Genomic DNA, 15,713 nt, shown 5'->3' with positions numbered 1-15,713 from the left:
GCGGGTCGCGCGGTGGGATCAGGTGGACAGGGCGAGTTGGGGGTCGCGCCAGATGTGCCGGGCGGCGGGCAGCCCGGCCAGCCGCTCGCTCGGGAAGGCGGGTAGCGGCCCGTGGGCGCGCCGGTCGTCGCGTCCGGCGGCGAAGGCCTCTTCGGCGAGGCCGGTGAGGCGGGCCACCCGCTGTTCGATCCACAGCCGGTGGCCGGGGTCCCCGGCCGAGCCGCCGAGGATCCAGCTGCGCAGGGCGACACGGATCAGGGCGGGGGACGGCGGCCGTTCGGTGGGCGGGGTGTGCAGGCCGAGCAGGTGGCCGCCGTGCCAGATCTCCTCGCACAGCCACAGCAGTTCGTCCGGTACGCGCAGGCCCGCCAGGCCGGCCCGGGCGCGCTCCCACCGTCGCCCGGCGCGCTCCGCGGCGGGTGTGCCGCGCAGGTACGCCTCCCGCGACAGGAACAGCGGCTCGCCGTCCGCGCCGCCGGGGGCGGTGAGGATCACGTGGGCGTGGCCGTGCGGGCGGTGGACGAGCACCGGCGGGGGCTGCGGCAGGGTGCCGGCGGGGCCCGGCCGTGCGGCCGCCGGGGCCTCGACGTCGTCGGCGAAGCAGGCCGAATGCCGGGGCCCGTAGCGGTCGTTGCCGACGATGCTGGCCGTTCCGGTGTGTTCCACCAGGTGCGGGACCGAGATCAGCACCCTGCGGCGGCGCGCGGCCAGCTCGCGGGCCAGCACCACGTCGTCGGGTTCCGCCGGGGCGCCCTGCCGGGGCACCGCCGACAGCAGTGCCGTCACATCGCTGCGGGGCAGCAGCAGCGCCAGGGTGGGGACCCACTCCCCCGGCACGGCGGGCACCCAGGAGGCGCCCTGGAGGGCGGCGGCGCGGGTCGCGGCGCCGTTCCACGAGTTCCAGTTGGCGTAGAAGGCGAGCGGTGTGTCCGGGTGCTCCCGGACGGCCGTCTCCACGCGCCGCAGGAAGTCCCGGCACAGCTCGACGTCGTCCTGGAGCACGAGGTGGTGGGTGGCTCCGGGGCGGATCCGGGACCAGGCCTCCCGGGCCGTGCGCAAGGTGGTGGGCGGCCCGTCCGGCTCGGGGTCGACGGCGGTCACGGCCTGCCAGGGCCGCAGGGCGCCGGCCAGCCGGGCCGCCTCCTCCAGGCGCCGGGGATGGGCCATGACGGCCGCGCTGATCACGGGCGCGCGCCCGGTGGCGGGGCTCAACGGGACGCCCCTTCCCCGGGTTGCGGGGCGGCGGGCACGGAGTCGGCCGTCTCCCGGACGCTGTGCCAGCCCCGGTCGCCGCGTGCCCATTCCCATACGGCGCGGTAGACGGCGAGGGCGCCGACCAGGTGCCAGGGCACGACCAGGGCCCAGGCCAGGCCGTCGACCCGGTCGCGGTACTCGGGGCTGCGCCGGGCGCCCAGGACGCAGGCCGCGTCCGCCACCACCACGGCGGCCGCCGCCTTGCGCGCCCGGGGCGAGACGGCCGCGGCGGCGAGGAGGGCCGGCATCGCGGCCCTGGCCGCCAGGCTGCCCACCGTGACCGCGCCCAGCAGGCGTCCGCGCGGGGAGAGTTCGGGCCAGTTCACCACCACGGCCCGCAGCTGTCCCCGGGCCCACCGGGCACGCTGGCGCAGGGCCGCCGCGGTCCGGTCGGTCGAGCTGACCCGCGACGGCCGCCGCAGGAAGCCGGTGGAGGCGCCCTGGCTCATCAGCCGCAGGGACCAGTGGTAGGACTCCTCGACGTCGTCCGAGCGGATCGGGCGGAGGGTGTCCCAGGTGGCGCTCCAGGCGTAGACCGAACTGCCCGCGACGACGTGGACGTCGGCGGCCCGGGCCAGTCCGCGCACCGACGCGTGCCACACCGCGTCCTCGGCGGTCTTCACGCGTGAGGTCAGCCGCGGGCCGGGCTCCGCGACCTCCTCGGCCTGGACCAGGGCGTAGCCCTGCTCCAGGGCCCACACCGCTTCCGCCGGCTGGCCGGGATCGGGCACGACGTCGGCGTCGACGACGGCGACGACCTCGCCGTCCGCGTGCGGGAAGGCGTGGTTGAGGGCGGTGCCCTTGGGGCTCATGCCCGGCAGGCGCAGGATCCGCCAGTCCAGTTCGGGGCGGCCGGCGGCGGCCCGGGCGTCCTCGGCCCGCTCCGCCTCCTGCGCGTGCTCGGGGCCGTCGGCGACGAGCCACAGCACCTGGAGCAGTTCCGCCGGGTATTGCAGTGCGGCCACGGCCCGGGCCGAGCGGGCGAACGTCGCGGCGGTCTCGCGGTGGAACGGCATCAGGAGGGTGAGGCGGCGGGCGGGCCGCCAGTCCGGCGGCGGCGGGGCCGCCGCGTAGGGCCGCAACGGCCAGGTGGGGACCAGGATGTCGGTCATCGGTGCCCCGGCACGGACAGCGGCGGGGATAACGGTTTGCGCTCTTGCGTGGTGGACCGGGACAAGGTGACTCCTCCGTGAACGACTGTCAGGTTCCAGCTGTAGGTTGGTCCGACGGTGCACCGGATCTCATCCGGTGGAGGGTCCCGCAGAGGGCGGGTACGCAGATCGACTCGGCCGTCGAGACCGGTGGGCTCCAAGATCGACGGCACGCATTGGACTGTACCAATCGCCCGGCGTCAGGCCAACCCTGTTCTCCGGCCGGTGCAGTCGCGCTACAGCCGTGGTGCAGTCGCCCTGTCCCCCGCCTCGAGGAGCCTTCGCATGCCCCGTCCCTACGTCCTGCTCTCGGCCGCCGTCTCGCTGGACGGCTGCCTCGACACCCCTCCCGGGCAGCCGCGGCTGCTGCTGTCCAACGAGGAGGACTTCGACCGCGTCGACTCCGTGCGCGCCTCCTGTGACGCGGTCCTCCTCGGAGCCGGCACGCTGCGGGCCGACGACCCCCGCGTCCAGGTGGCCTCCGCCGGCCGGCGCGCGGCCCGCGCCGGCGCCGGCCTCCCCCCGCACCCCGTCAAGGCCACCGTCACGCGCAGCGGCGACCTCGACCCGGGCCGGCGGTTCTGGCACCACGGGGGCACCAAGGTCGTCTACGCGGTGGGCCGCGCCGCCCGGGACAGGGCGGTGGCGGCCCTCGGCGGCCTGGCCACGGTCCACCAGGTGGCGCAGGACGACGTGTGGCCTCAGGTCCTGGACCACCTGCACGGCCTCGGCGTACGCCGGCTGATGGTCGAAGGCGGCGGCTCGGTCCACACCCAGTTCCTGCGGCAGGGGCTGGCGGACGAACTCCAGCTGGTCATCGCCCCGGTCATCGTGGGCGGGGCGGACGCACCCCGGATGTTCGGCGCGGGCGGCTACCCGGGCGGTCCGCAACACCGGCTGGCGCTCGCCGAGTCGCGGCGGATCGGCGATGTGACCCTGCTGCGCTACGCCACCCACCGCCGCCCGGGCACCGGCGCGCGGGCCACTGCCGCCGACGCGGTCTGGCTCGGGGAGGCCTGCGCACTGGCCGCGGCCTGCCCGCCCTCCACGACGGCCTTCTCGGTCGGGGCGATCGTCGTCGCCGCCGACGGCCGCGAGCTCGCCCGGGGCCACTCCCGCGAAGGGGGCGACGCCCGCGTCCACGCGGAGCAGGCCGCGCTCGCCAAGGTGCGCGGCGGTTCCGGCCTGGCCGGAGCCACCGTCTACAGCAGCCTCGAACCCTGCGGGCATCGCGCCTCGTACCCGCACCCGTGCGCGGAACTGATCGCCGGGGCCGGGGTGCGGCGCGTGGTCACGGGCTGGCGGGAGCCCGACACCTTCGTGCCGGGCGCGAACGGCACCGAGCGGCTCCGGGAGCGGGGCGTCACCGTGGTGGAGCTTCCCGAGTACGCGGAGGCGGGCCGGGCGCCCAACGCCCACCTGTCACCCGGGGAGTGACGCAGGGGCGGGCGGCGGGCGGCAGGCGTCCGTCCGCCCGCCGCCCGGACGGACGGGCGGGCGGCGGACGGGCGGACGGGCGGACGGGCGGACGGGCGGACGGGCGGACGGGCGGACGGGCGGACGGAGGGTGCCCGCCGCCGGACCTCCCGGCCGCCGGTGCCGATCGCCTGACGGGAGCGGGGCCGAGGCGTCGCGGCGGGGTGCCGTCAGCCGCCGGCCGGGGCGCTGGCCGGGGCGAAGCGGACGGGGTGGGACACCGAGTGGGGGCCGCGGACCCGGGTCCCGAACACGACCACCTCGCAGCCCGGGGCGACCCGGCAGTCGACGGTGCGCCCGTCGACGGTGGTGAAGGACGCCGACAGCACGACCTCCTCGTCCAGCCGCCCCTGGTCGGTGGTGGCGGGCGGGCGGCCCCGGGTGCGGCAGCCGGTGGCCTCGGTGGAGCCGGCCGCGCATTCCATGACCAGCGAGTGGTACTGCGGCTCGTAGCCGCGCCCGGTGACGTGTACGGACTGGCCGTCCACCAGCCCCTCGGACGGGTCCACCCCCACGGTGGGAGCCGCTTCGAGCGCGCCGTGGGGCCGGAAGCCCAGCGCGACGGTGGTCAGGACGGCACCGGTGTTGTCCGTCAGGGCCAGCCGGCACGGGTGCGCCGCGGTGGCGGTGCGGCAGTCGAAGGTGCCCGCGCCGGTGACGAGTTGCGCGTAGAGCTTCTTGGGCGACTTCGCCAGGGTGCCGTCCGGCAGCACGCGGAACTGCCGTCCGGTGTCCTCGTCACAGGCCCCCGCCACCGTGTCCGGGGCGCACAGCTCCACCCACACGTACGCCTTGGGCGGGCCGCCCTTGACCGAGAAGCCGACGACGTCCCCGTCGAGCAGCCCGCCGGTCCGCTGCACCACCAGCTGCGGGGTCGCCGGACGCGCCTGCGCCGCCGCCCCGACCACGGCCGGTCCGGCCCCGGCCAGGGCCAGTACCAGCCCGGCCCTGCCGAGAACCCCCCATAATCCCATCGCGGATCCCTTCTGCTGCGCCTGCCTGTCGGGTCGGGGGGATCCTCCTGTTCCGGGCCGCCCGCCACAAGGACGCGAACAGGCCGTCACCGCCGGCGGGGGACCGGCCCGGAGCGTCAGCCGCGGCGGCCTTCGCGGGCCAGGGCGGGGACGAAGCGGGCCGCGTCCAGGGTGCCGACGCCGGTGGCCATGTCGTAGCCGTCCACCGCCCGGTAGCCGGTGACGCCCTGGTAGCTGTTGTCCGTGCCGTCGTTGACGTCGACGATGCCGGTGGACCGGTCGTACGCGGAGCGGCCGTACAGGCGGTACAGCGCCTCGTGGATGTCGCCCAGGCGCTTGCCCGCGGCCTGGTCGGCCAGGGCGACGATGCCGGCGAACAGGGGGCTGGACTCACTGGTGCCGCCGGAGACGTCCCAGCCCGTGGCCGCCGGGTCGTAGCTGGAGTAGAGCCACGCGCCGCCGTCGACCGCGGCGGCCATGGAGATGTCCGGGGTGCCGCGGCGCGGGCCGACGGTGTTCTTGACGCCGTTCTGGAAGGAGGGGCGGGTGAAGACGTGGGACTGGCCGCCGCCGCCCGCGCCGTGGTCGTTGTAGACGCTCTCGGGGGCGGTGCGCCTGCCCGTGTCGTCCAGGTGGAGCTGGGTTCCGCCGACGGAGGTGACGAGGGGGTCGGAGGAGGGCCAGGAGTTGACGCGCTCGTGGTAGTAGCCCGTGCCGTCGGCGGTGTTGTCGGTGGCGCCGCCGTCGCCGGAGGAAGCCAGGACGGTGACGTGGTTGCGGGCGGCGGCCTCGAAGGCGTAGCGGAGCTTCTTGATGCTGGAGAAGTCGCCCTGGTCGAAGCCGGGGAAGGTGTTCTCCGTGGCGCCGAAGCTCTGGGTGATCACGTCGCCGATGCCGTGGTCGATCAGGGCCTTCTCGGCGTCCATCATCTCCGGCAGTCCGGTGGTGCCCTCGGTCTCGGCGACCGCGGTCTCCACCAGGACGATCTTCGCGTCGGGTGCCACCGCGTGCGCCATCTCCACGTCGAGGGTGGTCTCGCCGGCCCAGCCCAGCATGTCGGCGTTCTTCGGGTCCCAGGCGGGGACGTTGCCCCACTTGACCACCTGCACCTTGGTACTGGGTATCCCGAACTGCCTGCTGTAGACGTCCAGGTCGTGCTGGACGGTGGGCGAGCCGAAGGAGTCCACGATGACGATCGTGCGGCCCTTGCCGGTGATGCCCGCCTTGTACAGCGGGCCCAGGTCGTAGGCCTCGCGGTACTGCAGCGGGGTGTAGCAGGCGATCTTCCACTTGGCCCGGCACTCCTCCACGGAGAGCGGGCTCCCCACGGCGCGGACCAGCTGGTGCCCGGCGACGGCCGGACGCGCCACGGTGCGCGGGAGGGTGGATCCGTGCCCGGAGGCGGTGACGGTCCCGGCCACCGGGGCGGCCGCCGCGGCGGTGAGCGCGAGGCCGGCGGCGGCGGCCGTGGTGAGCGCGACGCGCGGCCACGTACGACGGACTGGATGCATGGCGGACTCCCTTGGGGGGTGGCGCCGCTCGAGGCGGCTCCCGCGATCACACCCGCCAAGTCCTGAGCAGAACAAGGCTGTTTGACGCTTGATATCGAACGCTTTACCTGAATGCGGGACACGTCGCCGAGTACCAAGACTGGACCAAGTCCCGCCCTGGATCAGCCGAGTTGAGCGGGTGTCGCCCCATTCGCACCACGCCACGGTGTCCGCTCAGCGGACGCGCACCGGCGAAATCCGGACGCCTTTCGGCCAATACCTGACGTGTCCATGGCGATCATGGAGATCGCTGGCAACCTCTCCCCATCCCCAGCTGGAGTTGATCGACACGCTGCACCCGGCCGGCCCATCCCGGCCGCCGGTTCCACCCCCCACCACTCCGAAGGAGTCCCCGCGTGAATTCCACGCACCGGCGGAACGCCACCGCCACCGGCGCCCTGCTCGCCGCCGCAGCCCTGCTCACCGTCGGCGTCCAGGCGGGCAGCGCCAGCGCGCAGCCCGGCGGTTCCGCGAACCCGGCCGCCGCCAAGGGCCAGCCCCGCAACCCGGGCGCGCTGCCCGCGCAGCTCACCCCGTCCCAGCGCGCCGAGCTCATCGCCAAGGCGCAGAGCACCACGGCCGCCACGGCCAAGGAGCTCGGCCTGGGCGCCCAGGAGAAGCTCCTCGTCCGCGACGTGGTCAAGGACCAGGACGGTACCACCCACACCCGCTACGAGCGCACCTACGAGGGACTCCCCGTCCTCGGCGGCGACCTGGTCGTCAACCGCACCTCCGCCGACCGCACGCAGAGCGTGAGCAAGGCGTCCAACGCCCAGCTGCAGGGCGTCTCCACCTCCGCCCCGGCCGACGCTCCGGCGACCGCCTCCGCCAAGGCCCTGGACGCCGCGAAGGCCGTCGGCTCCAAGGCCGACAAGGCCGACATCGCGCCCCGCAAGGTCGTGTGGATGGCCAACGGCGTGCCGACCCTGGCCTACGAGACCGTCATCGGCGGGCTCCAGGACGACGGCACCCCCAACCAGCTCCACGTCATCACCGACGCCAAGACCGGCGCGAAGCTGCACCAGTGGCAGGGCATCGAGACCGGTGTCGGCAACACGCACTACAGCGGCCAGGTCACCCTCGGCACGTCGAAGTCCGGCACGAACTTCACCATGAACGACACGGGCCGCGGCGGTCACAAGACCTACAACCTGAACCACGGCACCTCGGGCACGGGCTCGCTCTTCAGCCAGGCCACCGACACCTGGGGCAATGGGGCCAACTCCAACGCCGCCACCGCGGGCGCCGACGCCGCCTACGGCGCCGGGGTCACGTGGGACTTCTACAAGAACGTCTTCGGCCGCTCCGGGATCCGCGGCGACGGCGTCGCCGCCTACTCCCGCGTCCACTACGGGAACGCCTACGTCAACGCGTTCTGGGACGACAGCTGCTTCTGCATGACCTACGGCGACGGAGCCGGCAACAACGACCCGCTGACCTCGCTGGACGTCGCCGGCCACGAGATGTCGCACGGCGTCACCGCCGCCACCGCGGGCCTGGAGTACAGCAACGAGTCGGGCGGCCTGAACGAGGCCACCTCCGACATCATGGGCACCTCCGTCGAGTTCTACGCCAACAACCCCAGCGACCCGGGCGACTACCTCATCGGCGAGAAGATCGACATCAACGGCGACGGCACCCCGCTGCGCTACATGGACAAGCCGAGCAAGGACGGCGGCTCCGCCGACGCCTGGTACTCCGGCGTCGGCAACCTCGACGTCCACTACTCCTCGGGCCCGGCCAACCACTGGTTCTACCTGGCCTCCGAGGGCTCCGGCGCCAAGACGATCAACGGCGTGAACTACAACTCGCCGACCTCCGACGGCCTGCCCGTCACCGGCATCGGCCGGGACAAGGCCCAGCTGATCTGGTACAAGGCCCTCACCACCAAGTTCAACTCCACCACGGACTACGCGGGTGCCCGCGCGGGCACGATCGCCGCGGCGACCGAGCTGTACGGCGCGGGCAGCGCCGAGGTCAACGCCGTCACCGACGCCTGGGCCGCCGTCAACGTCGGCGCCCGTTCGGGCGGCGGCAACCCGAACCCGGGGAACGTCTTCGAGAGCACCACGCAGGTGGCCATCCCGGACTCCCCCGGCCCGGCGGTCACCTCGTCGGTCGCCGTCACCGGGATCACCGGGAACGCGCCGAGCACCCTCAAGGTCGGCGTGAAGATCACCCACACCTACGTCGGTGACCTGCAGATCGACCTCGTGGCCCCGAACGGGACCACGTTCCGCCTGCAGAACTCCTCGTCGGACTCCACGGCCAACCTGGACAAGACGTACACGGTGAACGCCTCGGCCGTGGCGGCCAACGGCACCTGGAAGCTGAAGGTCCAGGACAAGGCCGCTGCCGACACCGGCACGATCACCGACTTCAAGCTCACCTTCTGACCCGCGGCCGACCGGCCGTGATCCGAACACGGGTGCCCGGAGCCTTCGAGGCTCCGGGCACCCGTGCGTGCGCCGCCCGCCTGCCGCCGGGGCGGCGGGGCCGGCGCTAGGAGACGCCCTGCCGTCCGGCGGGGACACGGTCCGTCCCCGGCACGGCCGGCTGCCCGGGCAGGCCGCCCGGCTCCGGCCGGGGCGGGGCCGCCGCCACCCGGATGTCCTGGATCCCGCGGCGCAGCGCGGCGCCCAGCCGCCGGCCCAGCGGGCGTTCGACGAGGCGGTGGAGGGCCCAGGCCGACAGCAGCATGGAGGCGGTGGTGCCGAGGGCCAGGGGCACGGGAGCGACGCGGTCCCGGAAGTGGTGGATGAGCGTCAGCCCGGCCATCATGTGGATCAGGTAGAGCGGGTAGCTGAGCGCGCCGGCGTGCGGGAGCCAGCGCCACCGGATGCCGTCCAGGGTGCCAAGCGCGAGGGCGGCCATGACGGCGAAGCCCAGCAGGATGACCAGGTGGGCCGGCCACAGGGGCGTCCGCTCGGTGACGGCCGCGCCGAGGCTCGAGGTCATGCGGCCGTACACGTAGTGCTGCGCGAGCAGGAACTGGATGCCGACGATGACCCACAGGACGGCGTTCGGCCCGAAGCGGCGCATCAGGTGGAAGGCGATGCCGGCGATGAAGTACGGGGAGGCGGACGGCATGGCGAAGAAGGAGAGCACCCCTTCGTCGGCGGTCGGGGCCACCACCCCGGCCAGGGTCCACGTCCCGCAGAAGAGCACGCAGTTGCGGTAGGTCAGCCCGCGCAGGACGACGAGCGCGAACAGCGCGTAGAACTTGAGCTCCACGAAGAGGGTCCAGTACGCGTCGTCGACGTTCGGGACCCCGAGGCCGCCCTGCAGCATCGACAGGTTCACCACGACGTCGGTGTACTTGACGCCCGGCCGCACCTCGGGCCAGAGCAGCAGCACCAGCGAGGTGAACACCACGCCCGCCCAGTAGGCGGGGAAGAGGCGGGCGACGCGGGAGGCCGCGAAGTCGCCCAGGCCGCGGCCCCAGGCGCTCATGCAGATGACGAACCCGCTGACGAGGAAGAAGATCTCGACACCCAGCCAGCCGTAGACGGCGAAGCGGCGGGCCAGCGGGAAGACGTCCGTGGTCGGTTGGCCCCAGGCACTTGCCAAGGCCACGTAGTGGTAGAAGACGACGGCCAGGGCGGCCAGGACCCGTATGCCGTCCAGGACGGCCAGGCGGCGGGGCTCGCCTGGCCGTTCCGGTATGCGCGCTCTCATCCCTCTTCCGCCCCCTTGCCCGCACTGCTGTCCGATTACCGATGCGTAAAGTCGTCGGCACTGTACAGCGCGTCCACAGCCGGGCCACAGGGGCGGACGGCCGGACACGGGGCGGCGCCCCGGCGAAGGGCGGCCTCGGAGCGAGGGCCGGTCAGGAGCGCGGGGAGACCTGGACGATGGCCTCGATCTCCACGAGCTGCTCGGGGACGGACATGTCGCTGACTCCGACGATGGTGTCGGTCGTGCGGTGGTTGCCGACGTACTCCTTGTGCAGCCGCGCGGCCGTGTCGAAGTTCTTGCGCAGGTCCTTGGTGAAGATCTTCATGCTGATGATCTGGCTGCGCGGGACCCGGTAGTGCGCGAGGACCTTGTCCAGGTTGTCGAACGCCGTGCGGACCTGCTTCTCGAAGTCGCCGGCGCCCACGAAGTTCCCGGCCGCGTCATGCGACACCTGCCCCGAGATGTAGACGGTGTCCCCGGCCCTGATGCCCTGCGAGTACCCGTAGGACTCCTCCCACGGCACCCCGAACCCGAAGTGGTCCCAGCCCCGGCGGGCCTGGTCCTGCGCGCTGGCACCCTGCGGTCCCGTGAAGGTGATCGTCGCGGCCACCATCGCCGCCGCCACGGCACCGATGCCGAACCTGCGCCCTGCCTTGGTCATTCGGTCTGTCCCTTCGTCCCGGTGGAGCCTGGAGCAACGACGCTGTCACGGGGGAAAGGAGAACTCCTCGTACGGGGATCGAGTACGCGTCAGCGGGCCGGACGGGGCGGCGAGGGGAGTCTCAGCCGGCCGGGGGGTTCTCGGACTCCCAGCGGAGGAGGTCGCCCGGCTGGCATTCGAGGGCCTCGCAGAGGGCGGCGAGCGTGGCGAAGCGGACCGCCTTGGCGCGGCCGTTCTTGAGCACCGCAAGGTTGGCGGGAGTGATGCCCACGCGGTCGGCCAGTTCACCCACCGACATCTTCCGCCTGGCCAGCATCACGTCGATGTCGACGGCGATCGGCATCAGATCACCTCGTCCAGCTCGGCCTGCAACTGGTCCGCTTCGGCGTAGCGGGCCACCGCCTGGGCGAGCAGCATCCGCAGCACGAGCACGATCAGCGCGACCCCCAGGATGGCCACGCCCACCCCGCCCATGATGACGGTGACACCGGGGTCCTCCCGCTGGCCCGGTGCGTTCAGGGCCGTGACGGCGAACCACACGAGGGCGGCCGCGCCGATCGCGCCGATCACACCGTCCACGTAACGGAACGCGGCGTGGGAGAACACGGTTCCCCGCCGCACCATGGTCACCAGCCGCCATACGCAGACCACGGTTACCTGGGCCGCCACCATGCCGAGGATCGTGACCAGGCGCAGCGGGGTCAGCGGGAGCGACCCGTCCTCGGGGTCGGTGGCCAGCGCCCACACCATCCCCGCCTGTACGAACACCGTGCCGGCGAGCACGACCACGAGCACGGCGCGGAGCGCACCCACTGTCAGCTTTCCCATGAGGACTCACCCTTCCATCGACTCACGATGGGAATCTATCGAATTTCGATAGGCTGGGCAAGGTGTCGCCGCCGGGTTCAGTGCCCGCCCCTCGGGGGCTCGCAGCCGGTGCCGTCGGGGTATCCGCCGAAGGCCTCCGCCGTGGTGGACCCGCTGTTCAGCATCCCTTCCACGCACCAGGGGGAGGCGCCGATGTCGATGAGGAACCCGACCCCGGTGGGACCGTTCTGGTAGGTCCGCACCTTTCCCGCGGGATAGCCGAGGCCGGTGAGTGCGCCGTGGACGTGGCCGGGGGTGAAGTCGCCGCGCCGGCGCAGCGGTTCGAGGGCGCCCTTGACGCGCCCCTCGGCCGCGAGGCCGTCGCAGCGGCTCTGGCCGTCCAGGCGGAGCGGAATCCTGAAGGCGTGGTTCTCGGCGTAGTGGTCGGGGGGCGAAGCGTCCGGCCCGGAACCGGTGGCGGCCGTGGGCGCCGGGGGTGCGGAACTCTCGCCCGGGCAGGGGAAGTCCGCCGGTGCGCTCGGGGTGCCGACGGGTGTGAGGCCCGAGGAGAGGGACGCGCCGGGGGCCGCGCCGGCCCGCTGCGTGCCGCACCCCGCCGCCAGCAGGAGCACCACCGCGAACGGCAGCGTCCCAAGCCCGGCCGTCTTCTTTCCGTGATTCGTCATGCTCCCGGCTCACCCGGGACGGCGGGCGGATCACGCTGCGGGACCACACGCTCATCACCACCTCGGCCGACGGCGACCGCACGGAAAAGGAGCTGGCGAGCGACGAGGAGGTACGGGCCGTCTACCGCGCGGAGTTCGGCATCGTGCTCGACCGGCTTCCGGTGCCGCTCCATCCCCGGGACTGAGGGGGGAAGGGCAGGCGGGCCGGTGCCGTAACCGGGGGACGGCCGCGGCGTTGGGTCCCGTGTGACACTTGACGATCTCTACACCGACATCGTGGCCGAGGAAGTCGACGCGGACGCCGACGCCGGGCCCGAGCGGCTGCCGATGCTCACCTACCGCGAGGCCGTGCTCGCGCTCGCCGTGCTCGGCGCCGTCGCCGAGGGCGAGACCGGTGAGGAGGTGCGCACCACCGCCCGCGCCCTGGGCACCCGCCTCGGCATGGGCCTGCCCGCCGGCTGAGCGGTGGGGGCGGGCCCTATGCTGCGGGGATGATCAAGCCCATCGAACTCGTCATATTCGACTGCGACGGCGTGCTGGTCGACAGCGAGCGCATCGCCGCACGCGTGCAGGTGGCCCTCGGAGCCGAGCTGGGCTGGCCGCTGACCGAGGACGAGGTCGTGGACCGGTTCATCGGACGCTCGCACGCCGCCATCCGGGAGCAGATCGCCGGCCGGCTCGGCCAGGACGTGGCCGCGGTCTGGTCGCAGCGGTTCGAGGAGCTCCACCGGGAGGCCGTCGACGCGGGACTCGCGCCGGTCGACGGCCTGCCCGAGGCCCTGGACGCACTCGACGCGCTCGCCCTGCCGTCCTGCGTCGCCTCCAGCGGCTCCCACGACAAGATGCGGCACACCCTCGGCCGGACCGGACTCCACGCACGTTTCGCCGGCCGCATCTACAGCGCGAGCGAGGTCTCCCGCGGCAAGCCGGCCCCCGACCTGTTCCTGCACGCGGCCCGGAGCATGGGCGTCGACCCGGCGGCCTGCGTCGTGGTCGAGGACAGCCGGCCCGGCGTCCACGCCGCCCGGGCCGCCGGGATGCGCTCCCTCGGCTACGCCGGCGGGCTGACCCCCGCCGGGCGCCTCGAGGGCCCGGACACCACCGTCTTCCACGACATGCGCGAACTGCCCGCGCTCATCGCCGCCCTGTAGCCGGCGCGGAGCACCGGTCCGCACCGGAGCCGGTGGCAGGGGCGGAGCCCGTGTCAGGGGCGGGGGTGGCCCGGGTGCTGGTGGGGCTGGTGCGGCGGGTAGGGCTCGTAGCCCTGCCAGGGCTGGGGCTGCGCCGACTGCTCGGGCCGGGTGCCGCGGAGCAGGGCGTCGAAGCGGTGGTACAGGTCGCGGCCCCGCTCCGGCGGGGGGACGTAGGCGGTGACGGAGCCGTCGGTGAGCCGGACCGTCACCACGTCGCCGCCCCGGGGGTCGCACTGGTACCAGACTCCGGCGAGGGCCGTGGCGGGTACCCAGCCGCGCCGGGTCTCGGGACCCCCGCCGCCCAGCCGGCGCCGCAGCGCCCGCCGGTAGGCCGGGAACAGCAGGCCCGGCAGCGTCAGCACGGCGAGCAGGACGATCAGGACGTCCGCGACCACGCCGCTCGCCCAGTGCACCAGCGCGATCAGGGCCCCGTAGCAGAGCGCGACGAGGAACAGCACGATGCAGGCCGTGAGGGCGGCCTCCGGCGCGCCGGTCGTGCGGAGCAGGCTGTAGAGGCCGGTCAGGGCCAGCAGCACCAGGGCGGTGACGCAGCCGGCCCCCTCACCGAGGAAGGTGTCGGCGAAGGAGGCGGCGCGCCGGTCCGGGGTGACGGCGTAGCCGTGGTCGTGGAACCGGACGGTGCGCCGCCCGCCCGGTGCGGCGTTCACGCCCTTGATCTCGTACATGGCGAAAACGCTATCCTCCGCGTCCCGGGCGAGGTGGACCGCCCCCGGAGGGGTGCTGTGCGAGCGGAGGGCGGGCTTCCGTTGTGCGTGAGAACCGGCACACTTTTGTCCTTTTTGGCCAAGATGGCTGGATCCTTGTCTGCGGTCGTACCCCGGAGCACCCGGAATCCCCGAGCCCCCGAGCCCCGCCCCCAGGAGAGACATGCGACGCGCACACCGCCTGACCGACCACCGGCGGTTCGGACTGCCCGCGATGGCGGGGGCCGCCGCACTCGGCCTCGGCCTCACCCTGCTGATCCCGGCCGGTCACGCCTCCGGCGCCGAGGTGCCGCCGGTGGCCGGGCAGGCGGCCGGGGCCGTGGCCGGCCGGGTGGGCGGTGCGGCGGAGGGCCGTCAGGTGGTGTCCTCGTTCACGGTGAACTTCCCCGCCGCCCCGTACCGCACCACGAACATCGGGCGGGCCGTCCAGCTGATCGACGGTTCGGTGGTCGCCCCGGGCCAGACCTGGAGCTTCAACCGGACCGTCGGCGAGCGCACCAAGGAGAACGGTTTCGTCGACGGAGTCATGATCAACGACGGCCGCTACGTGAAGGCGCCGGGCGGCGGTGTCTCCAGCGTGGCGACGGCCGTGTACAACGCCGTGTTCTTCTCGGGCGCCCCGTTCGTGGAGCACGGCGCCCACTCCTTCTACATCGAGCGCTACCCCGAGGGCCGCGAGGCCACCGTCGCCTGGGGCACCCTCGACCTGCGCTGGAGGAACGACTCCGGCCACCCCCTGACCATCCGGGCCGAGTCCACCGACACCTCGGTGACCATCACCCTGATCGGCACGCGGCAGTACGACGCGGTACGCGCCACCCAGGGGCCCCGCACGAACGTCGTCCCGCCCGCCAAGCGCGAGGCCTCCGGCCCCGACTGCCAGGCGCAGACCCCGCTCGAGGGGTTCGACGTGGCGGTCGACCGCGTGTTCGTCCACCAGGGCCGGGAGGTCGGGCGGGAGACGTTCCGCACCCACTACACCCCGCGCGACGAGGTCGTCTGCGCCGTGGCCCCCTCGCAGAGCCCGGCCCCCTCGCAGAGCCCGGCCCCGTCCGTGAGCCCGGCTCCCGCCGCGCCGCAGCCGGGCCGCTCCTGAGCCGCGCCCGGGAGTCCGTGCCGCCGGCGCCTTCCAGGTTGGCCGAAACCCGGACTCCCTCGTGCCCCGCGCCCTGACCTAGCCTGCGGTCCGAGCCAGGACGCAAACCGGGGGGACGCACGTGACGCGGGAGACACAGGCGCACGGGCAGGACAGGCAGGACGCCTGCCTCGACGCGGTGGTGTGGGGCTGCTGCCCCGCCGGGGCCGGATGGTTCTGGATGGCCCGCCACACCGCCTGGGACGGCACCGTGCGGCGTACCGCGCACGGCTGGCGCGAGACCCGGGACGACGCGACGCGCGAGGGCGCCGCCGCGGCCCGCGGGCTCGCCTCCGGCACCCGCGCCCAGGTGTTCCTGCGCCGGCGGGCCGCCGAGTACGCCCTGCGGATCCTGCTGGAGGAGAGCGGGGCCGCGGCCGCCCGCCGCCCCGCGCCCCGGTAGCACCGGCGCGCGGGCGCCGG

General features: G+C 73.9%; 15 protein-coding genes and 2 pseudogenes. 7 read left to right on the top strand and 10 right to left on the bottom strand.

Annotated elements, in window-relative coordinates; all coding sequences use genetic code 11:
- Positions 1-18 precede the first annotated feature (18 nt).
- Positions 19-1,212 (bottom strand): hypothetical protein, encoded by a 1,194-nt coding sequence (locus BX286_RS33645; RefSeq protein WP_121017405.1) that lies wholly within the window; start codon positions 1,210-1,212, stop codon positions 19-21.
- Positions 1,209-2,366 carry a glycosyltransferase family 2 protein gene (locus BX286_RS33640; protein WP_121017403.1) on the bottom strand — a complete coding sequence of 386 codons (1,158 nt, stop codon included), beginning with the start codon at positions 2,364-2,366 and terminating at the stop codon, positions 1,209-1,211. Before BX286_RS33640 ends, BX286_RS33645 begins: the two co-directional genes overlap by 4 nt.
- A 324-nt stretch (positions 2,367-2,690) precedes the next feature.
- Here BX286_RS33640 and BX286_RS33635 point away from each other — a divergent pair, with 324 nt between their 5' ends.
- Entirely contained in the window at positions 2,691-3,842 is a 1,152-nt protein-coding gene (locus tag BX286_RS33635) for a dihydrofolate reductase family protein (RefSeq protein WP_079423383.1), read from the top strand.
- 209 nt (positions 3,843-4,051) lie between these two features.
- Here the strand turns inward: BX286_RS33635 and BX286_RS33630 are convergent, their stop codons facing one another.
- Complete coding sequence (locus BX286_RS33630) at positions 4,052-4,855, bottom strand: neocarzinostatin apoprotein domain-containing protein (RefSeq protein WP_121017401.1); 804 nt, start codon at positions 4,853-4,855, stop codon at positions 4,052-4,054.
- A 116-nt stretch (positions 4,856-4,971) separates the two neighbouring features.
- Positions 4,972-6,366: a S8 family serine peptidase gene (locus tag BX286_RS33625; protein WP_121017399.1), complete on the bottom strand. Its 1,395-nt coding sequence runs from the start codon at positions 6,364-6,366 to the stop codon at positions 4,972-4,974.
- A 395-nt stretch (positions 6,367-6,761) separates the two neighbouring features.
- On the opposite strand from BX286_RS33625, the gene BX286_RS33620 reads away from it, so the two are divergent.
- Entirely contained in the window at positions 6,762-8,801 is a 2,040-nt protein-coding gene (locus BX286_RS33620; RefSeq protein ID WP_079423389.1) for a M4 family metallopeptidase, read from the top strand.
- A 106-nt stretch (positions 8,802-8,907) separates the two neighbouring features.
- On the opposite strand, the gene BX286_RS33615 is transcribed toward BX286_RS33620, so the two are convergent.
- The 5 genes from BX286_RS33615 to BX286_RS37695 form a co-directional block, all read right to left on the bottom strand.
- Complete coding sequence (locus BX286_RS33615; protein WP_121017397.1) at positions 8,908-10,083, bottom strand: acyltransferase; 1,176 nt, start codon at positions 10,081-10,083, stop codon at positions 8,908-8,910.
- Between the two features lie 151 nt (positions 10,084-10,234).
- Positions 10,235-10,744, bottom strand: coding sequence for a RidA family protein (locus BX286_RS33610; protein ID WP_079423393.1), 510 nt, complete (start codon positions 10,742-10,744; stop codon positions 10,235-10,237).
- A 121-nt stretch (positions 10,745-10,865) separates the two neighbouring features.
- Positions 10,866-11,087, bottom strand: a complete 222-nt coding sequence (locus BX286_RS33605; protein ID WP_079423395.1) for a helix-turn-helix transcriptional regulator — start codon at positions 11,085-11,087, stop codon at positions 10,866-10,868.
- The gene (locus BX286_RS33600; protein WP_079423397.1) at positions 11,087-11,572 is read right to left on the bottom strand and encodes a DUF2975 domain-containing protein; all 486 of its coding nucleotides are present in this window, start codon (positions 11,570-11,572) and stop codon (positions 11,087-11,089) included. The genes BX286_RS33605 and BX286_RS33600 overlap by 1 nt, the downstream gene beginning before the upstream one ends.
- Positions 11,573-11,649: 77 nt before the next feature.
- A complete protein-coding gene (locus tag BX286_RS37695) occupies positions 11,650-12,237 on the bottom strand; it encodes a hypothetical protein (protein WP_261993595.1) in 588 nt (195 codons plus the stop codon).
- A 23-nt stretch (positions 12,238-12,260) separates the two neighbouring features.
- Here BX286_RS37695 and BX286_RS33590 point away from each other — a divergent pair.
- From BX286_RS33590 to BX286_RS33580, 3 genes and pseudogenes are all read left to right on the top strand, one after another.
- Positions 12,261-12,422, top strand: a pseudogene (locus BX286_RS33590) (arylamine N-acetyltransferase); the annotation flags it as partial.
- A 61-nt stretch (positions 12,423-12,483) separates the two neighbouring features.
- Entirely contained in the window at positions 12,484-12,699 is a 216-nt protein-coding gene (locus BX286_RS33585) for a hypothetical protein (RefSeq protein ID WP_121017395.1), read from the top strand.
- A gap of 29 nt (positions 12,700-12,728) precedes the next feature.
- Positions 12,729-13,388: an HAD family phosphatase gene (locus tag BX286_RS33580; RefSeq protein ID WP_079423403.1), complete on the top strand. Its 660-nt coding sequence runs from the start codon at positions 12,729-12,731 to the stop codon at positions 13,386-13,388.
- Between the two features lie 53 nt (positions 13,389-13,441).
- Here BX286_RS33580 and BX286_RS33575 read toward each other — a convergent pair whose 3' ends face one another.
- Entirely contained in the window at positions 13,442-14,116 is a 675-nt protein-coding gene (locus BX286_RS33575) for a hypothetical protein (RefSeq protein WP_121017393.1), read from the bottom strand.
- Positions 14,117-14,399: 283 nt separating this feature from the next.
- Here BX286_RS33575 and BX286_RS33570 point away from each other — a divergent pair.
- A pseudogene (locus BX286_RS33570) lies at positions 14,400-15,251 on the top strand (VanW family protein); the annotation flags it as partial.
- Between the two features lie 121 nt (positions 15,252-15,372).
- Positions 15,373-15,693: a hypothetical protein gene (locus tag BX286_RS33565; RefSeq protein ID WP_079423409.1), complete on the top strand. Its 321-nt coding sequence runs from the start codon at positions 15,373-15,375 to the stop codon at positions 15,691-15,693.
- Positions 15,694-15,713: the final 20 nt, after the last annotated feature.

The organism is Streptomyces sp. 3211.6, assembly GCF_003634815.1.
Classification (GTDB): Bacteria; Actinomycetota; Actinomycetes; order Streptomycetales; family Streptomycetaceae; genus Streptomyces; species Streptomyces katrae_A.
The sequence above is the reverse complement of the archived record's forward strand: the minus strand, read 5'-3'. Positions and strand labels throughout refer to the sequence as shown.